The sequence below is a fragment of the Pedobacter sp. MR2016-19 genome (assembly GCF_014947265.1).
Taxonomy (GTDB): domain Bacteria; phylum Bacteroidota; class Bacteroidia; order Sphingobacteriales; family Sphingobacteriaceae; genus Pedobacter.
Genome location: NZ_JADCNK010000011.1, coordinates 156,555 through 175,383 on the forward strand (window position 1 = coordinate 156,555; position 18,829 = coordinate 175,383).

16 protein-coding genes are annotated in these 18,829 nt (G+C 34.9%); 7 read left to right on the forward strand and 9 right to left on the reverse strand.

Translation table 11 applies throughout. The features are described from left to right. Window positions 1–46: 46 nt before the first annotated feature. Entirely contained in the window at window positions 47–796 is a 750-nt protein-coding gene (locus tag IM793_RS15680) for a DUF268 domain-containing protein (RefSeq protein ID WP_193422917.1), read from the reverse strand. 239 nt (window positions 797–1,035) lie between these two features. On the opposite strand from IM793_RS15680, the gene IM793_RS15685 reads away from it, so the two are divergent. Then, entirely contained in the window at window positions 1,036–2,127 is a 1,092-nt protein-coding gene (locus tag IM793_RS15685) for an acyltransferase (RefSeq protein ID WP_193422919.1), read from the forward strand. Between the two features lie 140 nt (window positions 2,128–2,267). On the opposite strand, the gene IM793_RS15690 is transcribed toward IM793_RS15685, so the two are convergent. Together IM793_RS15690 and IM793_RS15695 are read right to left on the reverse strand one after the other, a co-directional pair. Then, window positions 2,268–3,308, reverse strand: coding sequence for a glycosyltransferase (locus tag IM793_RS15690; RefSeq protein ID WP_193422921.1), 1,041 nt, complete (start codon window positions 3,306–3,308; stop codon window positions 2,268–2,270). Then, the gene (locus tag IM793_RS15695) at window positions 3,293–4,138 is read right to left on the reverse strand and encodes an alpha-1,2-fucosyltransferase (protein ID WP_193422923.1); all 846 of its coding nucleotides are present in this window, start codon (window positions 4,136–4,138) and stop codon (window positions 3,293–3,295) included. The genes IM793_RS15690 and IM793_RS15695 overlap by 16 nt, the downstream gene beginning before the upstream one ends. A 204-nt stretch (window positions 4,139–4,342) precedes the next feature. On the opposite strand from IM793_RS15695, the gene IM793_RS15700 reads away from it, so the two are divergent. Then, the gene (locus tag IM793_RS15700; RefSeq protein WP_193422925.1) at window positions 4,343–5,452 is read left to right on the forward strand and encodes a glycosyltransferase family 4 protein; all 1,110 of its coding nucleotides are present in this window, start codon (window positions 4,343–4,345) and stop codon (window positions 5,450–5,452) included. A 45-nt stretch (window positions 5,453–5,497) separates the two neighbouring features. Here the strand turns inward: IM793_RS15700 and IM793_RS15705 are convergent, their stop codons facing one another. The 5 genes from IM793_RS15705 to IM793_RS15725 form a co-directional block, all read right to left on the reverse strand. Then, window positions 5,498–6,448, reverse strand: a complete 951-nt coding sequence (locus IM793_RS15705; protein ID WP_193422927.1) for a glycosyltransferase — start codon at window positions 6,446–6,448, stop codon at window positions 5,498–5,500. Next, the gene (locus IM793_RS15710; RefSeq protein ID WP_193422929.1) at window positions 6,445–7,608 is read right to left on the reverse strand and encodes a glycosyltransferase; all 1,164 of its coding nucleotides are present in this window, start codon (window positions 7,606–7,608) and stop codon (window positions 6,445–6,447) included. Before IM793_RS15710 ends, IM793_RS15705 begins: the two co-directional genes overlap by 4 nt. Window positions 7,609–7,616: 8 nt before the next feature. Next, entirely contained in the window at window positions 7,617–9,452 is a 1,836-nt protein-coding gene (locus tag IM793_RS15715) for an ABC transporter ATP-binding protein (RefSeq protein ID WP_193422932.1), read from the reverse strand. Between the two features lie 428 nt (window positions 9,453–9,880). Continuing rightward, the gene (locus tag IM793_RS15720; protein WP_193422934.1) at window positions 9,881–10,936 is read right to left on the reverse strand and encodes a glycosyltransferase family 1 protein; all 1,056 of its coding nucleotides are present in this window, start codon (window positions 10,934–10,936) and stop codon (window positions 9,881–9,883) included. Between the two features lie 47 nt (window positions 10,937–10,983). Further along, the gene (locus IM793_RS15725; protein ID WP_193422936.1) at window positions 10,984–11,859 is read right to left on the reverse strand and encodes a glycosyltransferase family 2 protein; all 876 of its coding nucleotides are present in this window, start codon (window positions 11,857–11,859) and stop codon (window positions 10,984–10,986) included. A 57-nt stretch (window positions 11,860–11,916) separates the two neighbouring features. On the opposite strand from IM793_RS15725, the gene meaB reads away from it, so the two are divergent. Next, window positions 11,917–12,813, forward strand: coding sequence for a methylmalonyl Co-A mutase-associated GTPase MeaB (gene meaB / locus IM793_RS15730; protein WP_193422937.1), 897 nt, complete (start codon window positions 11,917–11,919; stop codon window positions 12,811–12,813). Between the two features lie 92 nt (window positions 12,814–12,905). Here the strand turns inward: meaB and IM793_RS15735 are convergent, their stop codons facing one another. Next, complete coding sequence (locus IM793_RS15735) at window positions 12,906–14,195, reverse strand: aminopeptidase P family protein (RefSeq protein ID WP_193422938.1); 1,290 nt, start codon at window positions 14,193–14,195, stop codon at window positions 12,906–12,908. A gap of 172 nt (window positions 14,196–14,367) precedes the next feature. On the opposite strand from IM793_RS15735, the gene IM793_RS15740 reads away from it, so the two are divergent. The 4 genes from IM793_RS15740 (at window position 14,368) to recG (ending at window position 18,746) form a co-directional block, all read left to right on the forward strand. Next, a complete protein-coding gene (locus tag IM793_RS15740; protein ID WP_193422939.1) occupies window positions 14,368–15,711 on the forward strand; it encodes an OmpA family protein in 1,344 nt (447 codons plus the stop codon). 98 nt (window positions 15,712–15,809) lie between these two features. After that, window positions 15,810–15,947 (forward strand): DUF6728 family protein, encoded by a 138-nt coding sequence (locus IM793_RS25160; RefSeq protein WP_370629795.1) that lies wholly within the window; start codon window positions 15,810–15,812, stop codon window positions 15,945–15,947. A gap of 10 nt (window positions 15,948–15,957) precedes the next feature. Continuing rightward, the gene (locus tag IM793_RS15745; protein ID WP_193422940.1) at window positions 15,958–16,338 is read left to right on the forward strand and encodes a RidA family protein; all 381 of its coding nucleotides are present in this window, start codon (window positions 15,958–15,960) and stop codon (window positions 16,336–16,338) included. Between the two features lie 302 nt (window positions 16,339–16,640). Continuing rightward, window positions 16,641–18,746 (forward strand): ATP-dependent DNA helicase RecG, encoded by a 2,106-nt coding sequence (gene recG / locus IM793_RS15750; protein WP_193422941.1) that lies wholly within the window; start codon window positions 16,641–16,643, stop codon window positions 18,744–18,746. The last annotated feature ends 83 nt before the right edge of the window (window positions 18,747–18,829 follow it).

The following is an 18,829-nucleotide window of genomic DNA, read 5'->3' on the forward strand; positions in this document are numbered from 1 at the left end:
GAAAATATGATTAAAGGGAGTTCAATTCATTTTGAACTCCCTTTAATCATATTTTATTTTTTGTAAACCAGAAACAACCGCAAGCGTAAAACTGTTTCTCAAGCAGTTCTTTTGGTGGATTGATTACTAATCCACCGTCTGCTTCATCTTCGGGTATTAATGTGAATTCTTTAAGTTCTAGATTTGAAAACAAGTTCAAAACCTGATCCTTAGAATAAATGCGATGGGCATTAAAACAGATTATATCTTTTGCGCCTAAGGGAACAACGAATAGCAGAGTGCCGCCAACTGCTAATACCCTTGTCAGTTCTTTTATAGCCTTAATATCCGCATTGTAATCCAAGGGATCTCCGTACCGGCCTAGGCCAACGTGCTCTACTGTGTGCATGCAAGATAATGATTCGATTGAATTTGATTCGAACGGTAAATTCATTAAATCACCAGGTAACGATTCCAAATTTGGTAATTCTAATTTCGCTGGCCTGTAATCGTAAAACTCAACAGGTAAAATTGCCGAAAGTGTAGAACAGAAATGTAGCGTAGAAGAGATATCTATATGCTTGGAAGGTTTGTTATTTACAATTATTCTTGTTGCCCAGGCTGGATGATAAATGTAATGCCTATCAAAGCCTGTTTCTGCCGTATTATCAAACAAACATGGATAAAGATTTGCTTCATCCAAAGAAAAACGTTTTTTTGTGCGTTTTTCTTCGTCAAGCAAATGCTTAAATTCTGCTTTGAATTTAAGCATATTGGAATTGTCTTTAGAAAATACTTTTCTTATTTTTTTAATCATACTAAGTCCTAAATATTCAACTGCCTAAGATAATGTAATTATTTAATGAAATCTTTCAGCCATATTTAATATTAAATTATGTAAACTTATAGCAAATCATAAATAATTCTTGCAAAAATTTAATAATTATATTCGATATGCGTAATATTCTTCATACATATATGTTAAAATTCACTTGATTTTTTACATAGGATCATTTTTTGTAGATATTCGCAAACTGTTTTTAAAAATGATATTCAATGGATACTGAGCCAATAAAAGTTACAACACCTAAAACAAAGAATTTTTCTTTTGTCGATTCAATCCGGTGTATATCTATGATCGGTATTGTTATTGAGCATTGCGTAATTGTTCCTCCAAATCACTATAGCAGACAGTTCGAAAATATTTTTGAAAGTTGTATTATACAATCCTTTAAGTTCAGTACAATAGCTTTTTTTCTAATTGGCGGTTTTCTAATTAACCATAAGTTTGATGAATATGCCCCTTTTCAGTATTTAAAAAACAGATTCAAGAAAACCATTAAGCCATGGTTATTTTGGATATGTATGTTAATTATGATAAGTGTGCTCGATCGTTATGTCGCTCATAGCAGAGGAAGTGCGATGGGCTTAATAGGCTCTAACTTTTTTCTATACTTCTATCAAACCTTTATACATATGGTACTATTTAGCCCATATTGGTTTATCCTTAATTTTCTGATCTGTATTACCATTTTATTACTATTTAAAAAGTATTTATATAATCTTTGGTTTGGTTTAGTTTTAGCACTCTTTTCACTCTTTTATAGTGTAAATATTTATCAGGGCTGGATTGCCACTACCCATACCACCGCAATTTTTGGATTTGTATTTTATTTATGGCTTGGTGTTTATTTTAACGAGTTCTATGATAGGATAATTGACATAATTAAAGCCACTTCGTGGTACATTATCCTGCTTTTTGCACTTGTTTCCTTTTGCATAGCCGTTGGAGAATCTACCTACCTTAATAGCCTTGGTATCAAAGATGCATACAATACCTTGCGTTTCAGTAATATCATCTATTCTTTGATCATGTTTGCGCTACTGTTAAAAATTGGCAGCTTAAACTGGCTACAGCGAAATTTGCGACCAAGAGAAACCACATTCGGTATCTATCTAATCCATGTGATCATTATTGGCAGAGGGCTCCCTTTAATTTTTCAACCTTTAAAGTTAAACTTTCTTGAGTTGAATGTGTGGCAGAATACCGGAATACTACTGTTTAGATTTTTAGTTACTTACAGCGTAAGTTTTTTCTTAGCCAAAGCCATCGGTAAAACAAAAATGAAATGGATGGTAGGGAATTAGAATGTGTTTCTGGTAATTGTTTAGCTAAAAAAATTAGGGAGTGCTTATTTAAGAGATACCTTAAGGACATGTTTGGTGATGGACGATTTTTGTTTGATAAAAACAACTGTATCTCGAAGTCTTTAAATCATAGGAGGTACTTAATTACTTCCTCTACCTATCCCCGTAAACAATCCAAAAAATGATTTTTTAAACAATTTTCTAAATTGTTTAAAGCCAGCACCTTTTGGAGAAAACAACGTTGATGATATAAGTTTAATGAAGCCAAGTTTTTCACTACTATTTGATAAGAAAACATATAATTGCCGCTGCAATTCAATTGTTAGTACATCGTTATTATATAGTTGCTTTACCTTATTACTTATTTTAATTTTTAATAGATGAGATTCAACATCTTTATAAGTTAAGTTTTGAAAGTTCTGTGTGAAAAGATGAAGGTGTGTAGATATGGTTTCATCACTAACAGCTTCACCAAATAATTGATTCAAATTGTATTTAATTACCTTCTTTTCTGATTGGCGCATTTCCGCCTTTTTCTTTGACGTTATATTTTCTGAATGTACCCTGTAATACAAAAGATGATCATTCAGGTTAGCGACTTTATAATTTAGCGTTATTTGTGAGAACAAATAATAGTCTTCTGCATATTGATAATGTATAGAATACAATATACTTTTAGCTATTTGCGTATCAAGCATCACGGCGGGATGTATAAATGTATTTTTAAACAGCATTTGTACTCTAATTTCATTGTATTCGCATGGAATATTTATTTGAAATTGCGCTTCACTGTTTTCATCTATTGCAATGGCCTGGCTACCACATAATTTGTATTCGGGATTGGCTAGCATGAAATCTACTTGCTGTTGCAGCCTGGTTGGCTTGGCAATATCATCGGCATCCATTCTTGCAATGTATTTTCCTTTACTTAAATTTATGCCAATATTTAAGCTTTTAACAATACCCTGGTTTTCACTGTTTTTTAAATAGGTTATCCGTTCATCAGCATGTTTTTTAATGATATTTTCTGTATGGTCTGAACTTCCATCATTTATGATTAAGAGTTCAAAAGCTGTAAAGGTCTGATTGAGTATACTGCAGAGCGCCTCATCCAAATACTTTTCAGCATTGTAAACTGGCATTAAAACGGTAACTATTGGCTCACCTAACATTTTATCCATTCTTTTAATGCTAAGGTACCATTTGAATCATTAATCCACTTTTTGGGAGCAACCACAATTTTTGTTTTGTTGTTATTTAACCATGCCCCCCACCAGCTAAAGCTGCTATTTGCAATAATATTGTGTTTACAGTTACTCATCAATTGCATGTCTATATAACTACTACTCCCTTTGTTCCAATCGATGTACGTTGCCTTCTTAAGGTTAAGGTTTTGTTTGCACCAAGCTATATCATCAGAAAAGATGAAGAATTCGGCATCTTTAATTCTTGAGTTTATGTTCAATATCGCTTGTTCATAATAATCTAAATCGCAAATGCCTCCTAATAAAGGATCCTTTAAATAATCACCTCTTCTTACATGTATAGCTACGCTTTCTGTATTTATAATTTGTTGTAGAACGGTTTGGTTTTCTATGCCTGCAATTTCAGGAAATTTGAAATCATGTTTTATTTGGTCTGCTATATGGTTAAAATATTCTTCATTTTGCCAATATCCAGAATAATAATGATTAGTATTGTTAAAAAAAGAAGAATCGAACGTAAATTCATTTTCTTCTACCTTATAGGTGTTTTTTAAATTTAAAATTCTTTTAAGTTTTCTAAATATCCATTTTGATTGATTGGGCCTGAATAGATTTAAAAGAAATTTGCCTGGGGTTTTTACGCTTAGGTTAAATACCCTTTCCAGTTCATAACCATTATGTAAAGGATATTCGTCAAAATTAGATAGATCTGCATAAACATTGATGCCCTTATTTTGTAACGATCTGTAGAAAGCATATTGAAACATTTGATTGCCTAAGCCACCCAATAATTTTACAATTTTCATTAATAAGCATTAGTCGTTTTCGAATAAAATTGCCATTTTTTATTCTAATGGGTGAATTTATTAAATCGCTAAGATATCACGAAAGTGAAATAAATAATCTAAATAAGGCCAAATAAAATTTTTAAACTATTTATTCTTTATTTTGCATCTTGAGTAGAACTATACAAATTAACTGATTTATTTTATTCAATTGATTATTTTTTGATGAAAAGAATATTATTTATAACACAAAATTTAGGTAGAGGAGGTTCAGAAATGCTTTTGTGGTATTCCTTGAATCATCTAAATAAAAATAAGTTTACCCCTTTAATATTCTGTAAAGAAAGAGGAGATTTTATTGATATTTTGCCAACGCATATTAAATACTTTTTACCGTACAAAAAGAGTAAAAATTTATTTCGCAAGGCATTTAGAGTAATTTTAAAGGCTTTTAAGGTTAATCCACTAGAATATCAGTTAAAACAAATTCATAAAAAGAATAATGTTGATTTTTGGTATGTTAATACTATAATAATTCCTGAGGTTTACGAAATAGCACAAAAACTAGGGATTAAAATTATAACACATGTGCACGAGCTAACAATAGCTTATAATTTTATTACCTATAATGATCTAAAGATAATTGTCAACTATTCATCAATCCTTATTGGTTGTTCTGAAGCTGTGTGTAATAAAATAAGAGATATGGGGAGAGCAGATGTGAAACTGTTATATGGTTTTGTTGATACTGAAAAAATAACTTATACAAAGTTAGCTCCAGAGGTAAAAGGAGCTACTGGTTTTAGCAGCGATGATTTTGTGTGGGCAATTTCAGGAAAAACATCTTTAATTAAAGGGATTGATTTTTTAGTTGCTTTGCTTAAAGTAGTTCCTCAAAATTTTAAGTTTATTTGGATTGGGGGCGATGAATATACTGGCTTATATTATTACACAGAGAAAACTTTATATACTAATTTTCCAGATAGGGTTAAGTTTTTAGGTGTTCAGCGGGAGGAATATTATAATTATCTTAACTCGGCCGATGCCTTCCTGCTGCTGTCAAGAGAAGATTCGTTTCCATTGGTAATGCTAGAGGCTGCTACTTTAGGCAAACCAATTGTCGGATTTAACTCGGGAGGGATTAGTGAATTTGTACAGCCACATACCGGTAGAGTTGTTAACTCTTGGAGAATTGAGGATCTAGTTTATGCAATGAAGGAGATTGAAAGTAATCCTTTAGCTTTTAATAAAGAAGAAATTAAAAGACAGGCGCTTGGCTACGAAGTAAAAAAACAAGTTGCAATTTTAGAGGATATTTTGGATGAAATGACTTAAAAATACGATTTAAAGAACTTTAATGTTTTAGCCTGATTAAATCATTTACCATTTAAAATATTTCTTTTTTAAAGTACTAAAAAATGATTTTTTATTTAAGTTATTTTTACTTGTATAATAGTTAGGCTTGTTAATATAGTGTTCGTATTCGTTAGCTTGAAGCGCTGCATGATATTTTAGTAGTAAGGGTTTAATCTCTGGGCGCATTTCTGATGTAAATAAAGCCCATTTAGAAATTTCTTCCGGTGCGAAGTAATCCCAACCACTATAGTGAAAAAAACACAATGGTGTTGTTCCATTTACGGAAAAAATGCCATCGTGTTCTAAAATATGCCGTTCATGTAAGTTCCAATAAGCTACATTCATCCCCTGACTATTTTCTATAAATACATTTTTAAAGTATAATGGAACGAGATTTAGCCATAATTGCTCTCCATAAAATCCTCTTTTAAAATCGTATATGCATTCTTTAACAGACCTTTCTCTTAGCCAATCAATATAAGAGTCAGTTTCTGCTGATTTTTTCAATTTAAAAAAACCACCATTATATAATCCTGCATTTAATACCTCCAGTTCTTGGCGCTTCATGTTAATATCTGGTGGATGTGTAAAGTGAGGTGTAATTACAATATCTCCATTATTAATTGTACTAGATGGTAGTTTTCCAAAAAAGTAAGTGTCAGAATCACAAAAAATAACCTTATCAATACATTCCTGATTCAAAAAATGCCTTGCAAAAAGTACTTTTGAGCAGTTAGCCAATTGCATGGGGTTGTAATTTTGAGTAATGAAGTCAAATTCCTCAATCTCCAATTCATGAAGCTGGATAATAGGATATTTTTGCATTAGATTGTTTGTCCCAATCTCCTCTTTATCTAAGTAATCTGCAAGGCATATGCAAAACTCAAATTCTGGATGATATAGTTTCGCTGAATCTAGTAATGATACGGCAAAAGGCAGATAATTTGTAGTGACTACAGTAAAAAAAATGGTCATTTCAAAAATAGTTTATCAAGATTTTTATAACAGTGTTCCTTTTCGTAACTGGTGTTAAAAGCGGCCAATGCATTTTCCGCTTGCTTCTTATATTCCGCTTCGTTTGTTAATAGTTTCATGATGTTATTTGCAAATTCAACTGAATCGTCACTTACCAAACAGCCATTGTTGGTTTTATTAATCAAGCCATCAATGCCTCTGGTATTGCAAACTATTGGTAAACCATAAGATAGTGCTTCTACTACTTTTATCTTCGTACCGGTACCAGTTAGCATAGGGCATAGCGCTACTTTGGCATTTTGATAATAGGTTGATAAATCTTCGGCAAAGTTTACGGAAACAATATTAGGTGCCTTTATAGAAAGATGCTCGTTTATTTGTCCAATGATGCATATCTGTACGCTGGTTGGTAATAACGGGTATACATGGCTAAAAAACCAATTGGCAGCTTTTTGATTATGTATATTATCGCTGGCTACATAAATCAGATCAAACGATTTTTCTTTAGCAGAATGAAAATTTTCTGGTTGATCAAGCATCATTGGTGCTAAAACAACCTTGTTTTTACAAAACTGACTAAAAACATACTGCTCTTCAACAGAAATGGCTAAAGCAATATCAAATAATGAAATTCTCCTGATTTCTTCTTTAAAAGATTGGCCAATATTGTTTTTTTTTTGAAGTTGAGCAGTTATAAAATCGTGTGTGTCAATTACTTTTATCGCTTTTTTTGTCAGGTCGTTATTTTCTACCAATGTTGCCCAGCTGGCATAGTTAATAAATATGTAATCGTAATCGTTGTTTTTTAAAATTTTTTTGAACGCCCTCTTAAACCTCAAGGTCACCAATTCAGGGAATTGAAGCGGAAAAACCCAGGCCTTATTCTGATAGAAAAAATTTGGTAGTTTATAAAAAAGGAGATAATAGAGTATATTTTTTTTGGAAGGCTTTTTTTTAATTACATAAGTAGTATTGGCCAGACCTGATTGCTCAAAAGCTTTAATATCTTTCTCACTCCAGCGTCCGGTAAAATACTCACTAACAAAATCAATTTCGAAATTTCTTGATTTAAAGTAATTCAACATGCTTAAAGCCTTGGTTCTGTTCCCCGCATTTTTTTTTAGCGGATTATCAGGCATAAAAAATAATACTCTCCTCATCTAAATGTTTAGTCGTTAAAAGTCTGCATGTCAATTAAACGTCTATATAAGCCATTTTGATTCATTAACTCATTATGGCTTCCGGTTTCTACTACGCTACCTTTATCAATTACCACAATTTTATCGGCATGTTGTATTGTACTTAAACGGTGCGCAATCACAATTGAGGTGCGGTTTTTCATCAAGTTATTTAAAGCATCCTGTACCAATTTTTCCGATTCGGTATCTAAGGCTGAAGTGGCCTCATCCAATAGCATAATTGGAGGATTGGCCAATACGGCCCTTGCAATACATACCCGCTGTTTTTGTCCACCGGAAAGCTTATTTCCCCTATCGCCGACAAAAGATTGATAACCGTTCTCGGTATTTTCGATAAAATCGTGCGCATTTGCGATTTTTGCTGCGGCAACAACCTCTTCCATTGTGGCCTCTGGTTTGGCAAAGGCAATGTTATTAAAAATAGTATCGTTAAATAGAAAAGATTCCTGATTAACGGTTCCCATTTGTGCCCGGATGCTTTCAACAGTGAGCTCCCTATAATCGTGGCCATCAATTCTAATCGTTCCTGATTTTGGATCATGGAAACGTGGCAGCAGATCCATCAACGTGCTTTTTCCACCTCCTGATGGGCCTACAAGTGCTACTGTTTGCCCTTTTTCAATGTCGAATGTTATTGAGTTAAGAATTTGTTTTTCCCCATAACTGAATGATACATTTTGAAGGCTGATTGTACTGTTAAAATCATCAATAATTTTCGAATCTGGTTGATTAACCAACAATGGTTTGGTGTCAATCAGGTCTAAAACCCGCTCGCCTGCTGCAATTCCAGAATGAATTCCACTAAATGAATCTGTTAATGCTTTTGCAGGACGCATTACCTGGGAAAAAATAGCGATGTAAGCAATAAAATCTGATGCTGTTAAGGCATTTTTATCATTATGCAATATTAATGATCCACCATACCAAACGATAATAGAAATCATTAAAACACCTAAAAATTCAGATACTGGTGAGCCAAGTTGTTGGCGTCTAACCATTTTGCGTGTTAAGTTGGAGTAGTATATATTTTCCTGGTTAAATTTGTCTTTAATTCGTTCCGTTGCATTAAAGGCCTTTATGATTTTAACCCCACTTAATGCCTCATCTAAAAAGCCAATCATTTTCGCAAAAGATTCATGCGATTCTTTTGCCTGCTGCTTCAACCTTTTTACAATTTTACTGATAATAAATGCAGAAATTGGGATTACCAGTAAAGAGAATAAGGTAAGCTTTGCTGAAATATTAAATAAAAGAATAACATATACGATTAGTGTTACGGGTTCTTTAAAAACGACCTGTAATGTATTGGTAACCGTGAATTGGACCACCTGTACATCAGAGGCAACTTTAGAAATAATATCGCCTTTTCTCTCATTGTTAAAATATCCTACATGGAGATTCATCACATTATTAAAGACCCTCTTTCTAAAGTTTAGCAACGTATGAACTCTTAAATCTTCCATGTAACGCTGAGAAAAATACCTGAATAAATTGGAAAGCAATACGGAGATAACAATGATAATACAGATGTACATCAGCGTACTTTCTATAGTGTTAACCTTTATTGAATAGTTAACAAAATCCCTTAACTTGCCCAATAAGCTAAATGAGGAGGCTGCTTTATCTGTTAAGCTTGGCGTTTGGCAAGCTTGCTTGTTTGCATTTAAAAGTGTTTCGAAGAGCGGAGATAACAAAGCCAAGTTAAAGGTTCCGAATAGAATAGAAAGTAAGGTTGCAATAACGTAAGGTATGGCAAACTTTTCAATAGGCTTCGCAAATGATAATAAACGAAAATAAGTTTTCATTAAGTCTTGTATATATAACAGAACCCAGGAAGTACCTGGTCGGGAAAAAATATAATAAAATCCTAGCAAATGTACGGTTTTTCATACACATGAATAAGATCGTGAAACCCAACAAAATTAAAATTACAATTCTTGGGTTTTAGAATGGATTGAAGTGCTTGTTTAGGGGGCTTGCGTTAACAATCGGAAATAAATTATTTAGGCTGTATTTTAGGAATTGTTATTATAAGTTACTTAGGGCCTGTTTAAATTTTTATAACAAAAATAAATGGCCTTTTGCTGTCACACTGAGCGTAGTCGATTGCATTATTAATGTGTTGAAATGGTATTCGACTACGCTCAGACTGACCTACGAAATAAATTTTATTTAATTTAAACAGGCTCTTATATTTTTACACCTGTTAATTTGGTTGTTAAAACTTAATTCGTTATTTCAAACATTCCTGATATAAATTCAGATACTGATTGGCTGCAATTTCCCACGAAAATTTTTCTGCTTGAGCAATTGCTTCTTTAACACGATTATTTTTGGCGAAATCACTCATACCTTTGTTAAATACTTCCTGCATGTGTTCAGGTTCGAAATTATCGAAGTAATAAGCAACATCTCCGCCAACCTCGGGTAAAGAAGTGAATTTAGACAGAAACACGGGTTTTCCAAAATGCATGGCTTCGATTACAGGAAGACCAAAACCTTCGGCAACTGAAGGAAATAAGAAAGCATCACAGTTTTTATAGTACCAGGCTTTGTCTTCATCACTAATTGGCCCGGTAATATGTACCCTATCCAAACAGTTATATTTTTCTGCTTCTTCTAAAATTCGTTGTTTGTGAGGTGTTTCTCTTCCGGAAATTACCAGTTCGAAATTGTTATCTTTTAATAATGCAGGTAATAAGTGAAACCCTTTTTGTACAGAGAGCAACCCAATAGTAAATAGAAATTTCTTTCCAGGTTTAAAAGCTGGCTGATGATTTTCATCCGAAACTAATTTATCGGCCCCGTTATAAATTACACTGATTTTATTTGCTGATTCAGGGAAATATTGTTTCACATCATTTGCAACAAACTGCGATATGCATACAATTTTATCACACTGTGCTATTAGCTTGCCTAGTTTTTTTAGATATACCTGAATTCTGTGTGGCTTGCTAAACTTTAAATGCACCTTGTTCATGTCATGAACAGTCATTATTTTTTTTGCATTTACTTTACTCGGTCTTAGTCTGCAGGTTTGATCAGAAAGATGAACAACATCGAAGTCATTTTTCCCTTTAAAGAATAACCGGTCTAACCTGGATAGATAAATGAGGTCAACCAAACCATTAAAAAGGTATTGCGTGTGTTTAAAAAGATAAAATTTTAATTTAAATTTTCCTTTGTTTTCATGGATTAAGGCATCACCCAACCCTTTTCCAAACGAGAAATAGCCGCAATTGGCATCCTTCATCGAATCAAAAGTTACTAAAACGTTGGGCTTTTTCATTAAAATGTTATTTGATGATGCAAATATATATAGATTTAAATTGTGGTCTACTTTACAATTTTATAATTCCGATACTCAAATAAACGTAATCCGGTTAAGTCTTCAATTTTTTGTAAAACCCTTCTGCGGAAATTCATTTTAGGGGTTTCTTTGGTTAAATCTTTTTCAAATTTCCAGTTCGCAGCCGCAATTCTTTCCTGCATTACTTTAGGATGGGTGCTTTTAAAATGGACCAGTCGATCGGCATTGTGCATATCATAGGTGTCCTGAACCGGATAATTTTCTTCAATCCACTCTTCCGTTTGATAAAATTGATTAAAGTTGCGCACTTTACCTTGTAATCCTTTTGGTGGTTTTACCCAGCCATAATGATAAATGTAAGCATCAATTAGCTTAACCTTAAGTTTCCTGTCGTTAATTCTGAAGCCCTGGGCATCCCGGTAAGAGTGAACTCCCGGAAGGTTTTTGATAATCCTAACCTCTCTTCTGTACCAACGCCTGGATTCGGCCAGGTAATCATAAGAGGCATAGAAATGTTTATATTTTAAAAGTAAGGCCTCAACATTGCTATTGTTAAGTTCATCTTCCATTTCTTTTTTAATCAAGGGGAGATAATCTTCATGTATGGCTTCGTCGCCTTGAATGTAGATCATCCAGTCGGTATCTTTCCCTATTTCAGCTAGTGCTTTATTGGTTTCATCGGCAAAAACACGACCGCCTTCCCGTATACTTTCATCCCAAATGGTGTCAATTGTTCTGATTTTAGGATCAATGCTTTTAACCATTTCAGAAGTTTGGTCTGTAGAGTTTCCCAACGCAACGATAAAATCGTCGCACAATGGCAGCACAGAAAGTATCGCCTCTTTTGCAGGGTAGTCGTTAACAATAGCATTTCTTAAAAATGTAAAACCGGTAACTTTCATTATTGGGCGCCTTGTAGCTGATAATTTTTGTTAATTTGTACAAAGATAGTTTTATTGATGAATACGCATCTATCCATTTTAAGCGAAGTAAAGGCGGGCAATTATAAGGTTTTGGCAAGAACATTAACGCTTGTTGAAAACGATATTAAACCTGCAGATTCGATTTTAAGAGATTTAGATAGTAAGGCTAACGTTCCCGTTCTGGGTATTACCGGACCTCCCGGTGCTGGCAAAAGTACTTTGGTAAATGTGGTAACCGATCATTTAGTTGCTGAGGGGAAACGCATTGCCATATTGGCGATAGATCCAACTTCTCCATTTAATTTTGGCTCTTTGCTGGGCGATCGTATCCGGATGGCGGGCCAGTTTAATAATCCGAATGTTTTTATCCGATCTTTGGCTACACGTGGTGCTTTGGGCGGCATTTCGGCAAAAACAATCGAAATGGTTGATGTTTTAAAAGCTTCGAATTTTGATCTGATTATTGTTGAAACTGTTGGGGTTGGACAATCGGAAGTAGAAATTGCAGGATTGGCAGATAAAACTATTGTCGTATTGGTGCCAGAATCCGGAGATGAAGTTCAGAATATCAAATCCGGGTTGATGGAAATTGCTGATTGTTTTGTAATTAATAAGGCTGATCGGGAAGGAGCAGATACTTTTGCCAATAATCTGAAAAAAATAGTTCATCAAGGTGTAAAGGCTATTCCGGTCTTAAAAACTGTTGCGGATAAAAATATAGGGATCGACGAATTGTGTAAATGGATTATCAAACCGGAGGTTTTTAATGAGAACCGAAAAGCTTTTTTATTTGCAGAAAAAGCATGGAAACTCATACAGCATCAAAAAATGCAGCATATCGATAAAAAAAGGCTGCGAGAAAAAGTTCAGGCAGCCTTAAAACAAGATGATTTTAATATTTATCGTTTTGCAGACGAATTTGGTAATAGTTAACTGTTGAGATTGCCTTATTGCTAAATTGTTAAGGCTGGTTAATCGGTTAATTGTTTAACTGTAAACTGCAAATTGAATACTGATAACTGGAATTAACTATTCATAATCTCCTCAATTTCTTCAGCTTCTAATGGGATATCGGCCATTAAATCTATATTCCCATTTGCGGTGATGAGGATATTGTTTTCTAAACGGATACCTAAGCCTTCCTCTGGAATATAAATGCCTGGTTCAACCGTAAGAATGTTCCCATTGGCAAATGGAGTATATCTTCCTGCAAAGTCGTGTACATCTATGCCTAAGTGATGCGAAGTACCGTGCATAAAATATTTTTTATAAGCTGGCCAAGATGCGGTTTGATTCTTCACATCAGTTGTAGAAATAAGCCCGAGATTAATCAGTTGTTCAGTCATAATTTCGCCAACTTGTTCGTGGTAGGTATTCCATATAGTTCCTTCGCCAATTAATTTAATCGACGCTTTCATTACATGTAGTACGGCATTGTATACATCCTTTTGTCTTTGCGTAAACCGGCCATTAACCGGAATGGACCGGCTCATATCTGCATTATAATTGGCGTATTCTGCACCAAAATCGAAGAGTATTACGTCTCCATCTTTACAAGTCTGGTTATTATCGTTGTAATGTAGGATGTTTGCGTTATGACCGGAAGCAATAATAGGCGTATAGGCATGACCTGTTGCGCCCTGACGGATAAATTCGTGTATAATCTCTGCTTCAATTTCATATTCCTTAACCCCAGGCTTGGTGAATTTTAATACCCTGATAAAAGCATCGCGGGTTATTGTGCATGCCTTTTTAGTTAATTCGATCTCCACATCTGATTTAACGGCACGTAAATTTCGCATAATTGGCGCCGAGCGTTCATAATGATGCAATGGATATTTTGATTTCATTTTCTCAATGAAACGAATATCGCGATAAGGAACCTCATGGGCGTACCGATCATTCTCATTTGTATTTAAATAAATATGCTCAGCATAGTTAACAATACTATGTAAAATGTTGTCAAAATCTTCTAACCAATATATTGATTGGATGCCAGAGGCGGCTTTTGCCTGTTCTTTGGTGTACTTATATCCTTCCCAAACTTTGATATAGTCGTTGGTCTGTCTTAAAAACAGGACTTCTCTGTACAAAGGATTAGGACAATCAGGATATAATAGTAGAATTGTTTGTTCCTGATCAATGCCTGATAAATAAAATAAATCCGGATTTTGCTTAAAAACGAAACTTTGGTCACCGCTCCTGGGGAATTCATCGCTTGAGTTAAATATTGCTAGTGAATTGTTTTTTAGGTTATTAGCGTATTTTTTTCTATTTAAAATAAATAATGACTGATCAATAGTAGGGTATTTCATGGAAATGGTATTTTAATATTGGTAATGGCCAAATGTAATAAAATGATTAGTTACGGTAAAGTTTGGAACGGAGTTTGTATAAAAGTTTGAAAATTTAAAATTTTGATTAATTTTGCCTTCACTGAAAAATTAATCAATTAAATTGTTTAACCCTTAAAAAAGAAAAAAGATTATGAATTATTCTACTTTAAAGAAAAGTGTTGCGCTTTCTTTAGTGGCATTAACAGGAGTTGCTTCTCTTGCTGTCGCTCAGGATGCTCCTGCAACCACTTCTGCTGTCAAGGTATTTGGCGGTAGAGGACAGTACAGAACTTGGTCTATTGGTGTACACGGCGGTGTTTTAATGCCAGTTGTTGCTATCGGCGGTTCTAATGACTTCAACAAATGGGATGCTAACTTAGGTTACGGTTTAAACATCCGTAAACAATTAGGTCACTCTTTCGGTTTAGAATTAAACGGAACTCGTGGTAAACTTTCAGGTAATAACGAAGGTATTACTTCATCAGTTAAAGATTTTGAAACTGAATTACAATATGCTGTAGATTTACGTGGTGTTGTAAATGTAGGTTCTATCGATTTCTTACGTCGTGAGAATTCAGTAGGTTTCTTCTTAACTGCTGGTGCTGGTTATATGGCTTATGCTCCAAAAATTACTACTAGTGCTAATCAAACTATCGACTGGAAAGGTAGTGCTGTTGGTCCTGCTGATGACAGACATGATGCTAAAGATTACGTAAAAGGTTTCTACATTCCAGTTGGTGCTGGTGTTAAATTCAAAGTTTCTGAGCGTGTTAACTTTAACTTAGGTTACACCATGAACTTTGTTGATGCTGACAACTTAGACGGAGTTTATGCAAAAGGTCAAACTAAAGATAAATTCTCTTACGGTTATGCTGGTTTAGAATTCTCTTTAGGTTCTTCTGCTAAACCAAGTTTAGAGTGGACTAACCCATTAGCTACTATGTATGATGAGTTAAAAGATCCAACTTTACGTCAAGAAGTTGAAGCATTGAAAAACCGTGTTTCTGCTGTTGAGAAATCTGTTGAAGATTTGAAAAAAGATACTGATGGTGACGGTGTTGCTGATCAATTCGATAAATGCCCAGGAACTCCTGCTGGTACTGCTGTTGATGGTTCAGGTTGTCCTCTTCCTAAAATGGTAGCTGATACAACTGCAACTAGCAATGTAACAGGTTTCGAAAAAATCGGTTTCGATTTCAACTCTTCAGTTTTAAAAACTGAGTCTTACCCTACTTTAGATAAATTATCTTCAGTGTTACGTGAAAACGGTGGTAAAGTAACTGTAAACGGTTACGCTTCAAGCGAAGGTACTGCTGCATATAACTTGAAATTATCTAAAGACAGAGCTAACTCTGTTAAAACTTACTTAGTAAACTCTGGCGTTAACGCTAGTCAAGTTGCTACTAAAGGTAATGGCGAAGCTAATCCAATTGCTTCTAACGATACTGAAGAAGGTCGTATCCAAAACCGTCGTGTTGAAACTGCTAGAAACTAGTATTTCAATATAAGATTTAAAAAAGTCCTGATGAAAATCAGGACTTTTTTTTATGCCTTTTAGTTTTCTGTGTTAAGCTTTTTAGCTAAGTTTGTATCATGTACTTCTTTAGAAAAAAGGATCCAAACAGGCCAAATAATATCAATCTGAGAATTATGCATTTTATTAATGCATTGGCCATCTTAATTTTTCTTGCAGGTATCATCTACAAGCTTGTTCAGTGGCTTGTTAAATAACCCTAATTGTATGAAACAAATTATTAAAACAAACAATGCTCCAGCTCCAATTGGACCATATAGCCAAGCTGTACAAGCTGGAAATTTTTTATTCGTATCGGGCCAGGTTGCCATCAATCCTGAAAATGGAGAATTAAATATTGGCAATATTGAAGAGGAGACTCACCAGGTGATGCGCAACCTTAAAGCTGTTTTACTTGAGGCAGGTTTAACCTTTGAGAATGTAGTAAAGTCTACTATTTTCTTAAGTGATATGGGTACCTTTGCTCAGGTAAATGAGGTTTATGGACAGTATTTTACTGCTGATTTTCCAGCTCGCGAAACAGTTCAGGTTTCGGTGTTACCTAAAAACGTTAATGTTGAAATCTCTGTAATTGCCATTGTAAGTTAATTTACAAAAAATAAGAGTAAATTTTTATGCGGACATTGTTCCTTACATTACCTGGGGAACAATGTCTACCTTTGCTTACATAAAAGGTTCTCCAACATACCTATACCTTACTGAGAATACCTCTTCTGACCTGGGTATTTAATATATCTCAATCCAGTTGTTGCTTTTAACGGCGCATTTTTCTACTTTAAAGAGAAAATAGATCTGCACCAATTTTTTGCTTATTTGCTTTTGCTGCTACCGATCGTTATTTTTAATGCGGCTTTGCTAAAAATGTTGTTTACAAGAAATAGTAGAATATTTTGTTTAATTCGGTATTAGATACACCTGTTGAGTTTTTGAAAGGCGTTGGGCCAAGCCGTGCCGATGTTTTGAAGAAGGATCTCGGCTTATTCACTTATCAGGATATGCTTGCGCACTACCCCTTCAGATACATAGACCGTACAAAATATTTTAAGATCAATCAGATCAATCCCGATTCGCAGTATATCCAGATTATTGGGCGTGTAATCAATAAAAAAGTAATAGGCGATAAAAGAGCTAAGCGCATTATTGCTGTTTTTAAAGATGAAACCGGAATCATGGAACTAGTTTGGTTCCAGAGCTTAAAATGGGTTGACGATAATATTACCGTGGGCACAGCTTACGTCGCCTTTGGGAAACCAAGCATCTTTAACGGAATATTCAGTATTTCCCATCCTGAAATGGAGCTGTATCAGCGCAAACAGGTGGGAAGAGGAAATTTAACTTTGCAGCCGGTTTATAACTCAACAGAGAAGCTTAAAAAGTTTAATCTCGATTCAAAGGGTCTGCAGCGTTTAATCGCTGGCCTGTTAGATCAGATTATACCTCAGGTGCCCGAAAATTTACCACAATACATCATCGATAAATATCAGCTGCCAGATAAAAGGATGGCTTTGCTGAACATTCATTTTCCTAAAAATCAGAAGGATTTAAGTGCTGCTGAAAGACGGTTAAAGTTTGAGGAGCTGTTTTTTATTCAGCTGCAGCTTTTGCATAATAAACACTTGCGTCAATTAAAATTTAAAGGTGCAACCTTTGATAAAGTTGGTGAAAAGGTGAACCGTTTTTATAAGGAATTTTTGCCGTTCGAGTTAACCAATGCTCAGAAACGTGTGGTTAAGGAAATCAGGATTGATACGCAACGCGGTGTGCAAATGAACAGGCTTGTTCAGGGCGACGTGGGGAGTGGTAAAACAGCAGTGGCATTGATGAGCATGCTGCTGGCAAATGACAACGGCTATCAGGCTTGTATGATGGCTCCGACCGAAATTTTGGCCCGTCAGCATTATGCCTCTATTACAGACCTTGTTTCCGGAGACCTGGTGCGTGTTGCTATCCTCACTGGAAATACTAAAAAGAAGGAACGTACTGTTTTGCACGCGCAACTGGAGAATGGAGAAATCGATATTCTGATTGGAACACATGCATTGATTGAAGATAAGGTTCAGTTTAAAAATTTAGGACTGGTTGTGATTGATGAACAACACCGTTTTGGTGTGGAACAGCGTGCTAAGCTTTGGAGGAAAAATATTATCCCTCCTCATATCCTTGTGATGACGGCCACACCAATCCCGCGTACTTTGGCAATGACCTTATATGGTGATCTTGATGTTTCTATTATTGATGAATTACCTGCGGGCAGAAAACCCATCGAAACAAAGCACCTTTTTGAAGGCCAGCGACTTAGAATGTTCGGGTTTATGAAACAAGAAATTGCTAAAGGCAGGCAGGTTTATATTGTTTATCCTTTAATTAAGGAAAGCGAGAAATTAGATCTTTTGCATCTCGAAGCTGGAATTGAGCAGCTCAGCTACCAATTTCCCCGACCCGATTACCAGATCAGTATTGTGCATGGACAAATGCCAAATGCTGAGAAACAGTTCGAAATGCAACAGTTTATTGATGGTAAAAGTCAGATTATGGTGGCTACAACTGTAATTGAAGTAGGTGTTAATGTACCTAATGCTTCTGTAATGGTGATTGAAAATGCTGAACGGTTTGGTCTTTCACAGCTTCACCAGTTGCGTGGCAGGGTTGGCCGTGGGGCGGAACAATCTTTTTGTATCTTAATGAGTGGTAACAAACTCAGTAAGGAAGGCAAAATCCGGTTAGAAACGATGGTACGGACCAATAACGGGTTCGAAATATCGGAAATAGACCTGCAGCTTCGTGGTCCTGGAGATATTACCGGCACACAGCAAAGCGGCGTGCTGGATCTAAAACTTGCAGATCTGGCTAAAGATCAGGTAATTTTATCTGAAGCACGGAATACGGTTATTGAACTTTTTTCGGAAGATCCCCAGTTAGAAAAACCTGAAAATACCATTATAAAGGCATATCTGAAAAAGCTGGAAAGAGGAATTTCTTTTGATAAGATAAGTTAATTTGTATAGAGTTTAATTTTCTAATATTATAATTTTCTTATCTCTCCTTTTTGCAATAAAATTCGCTATTGTATTATTTGTCT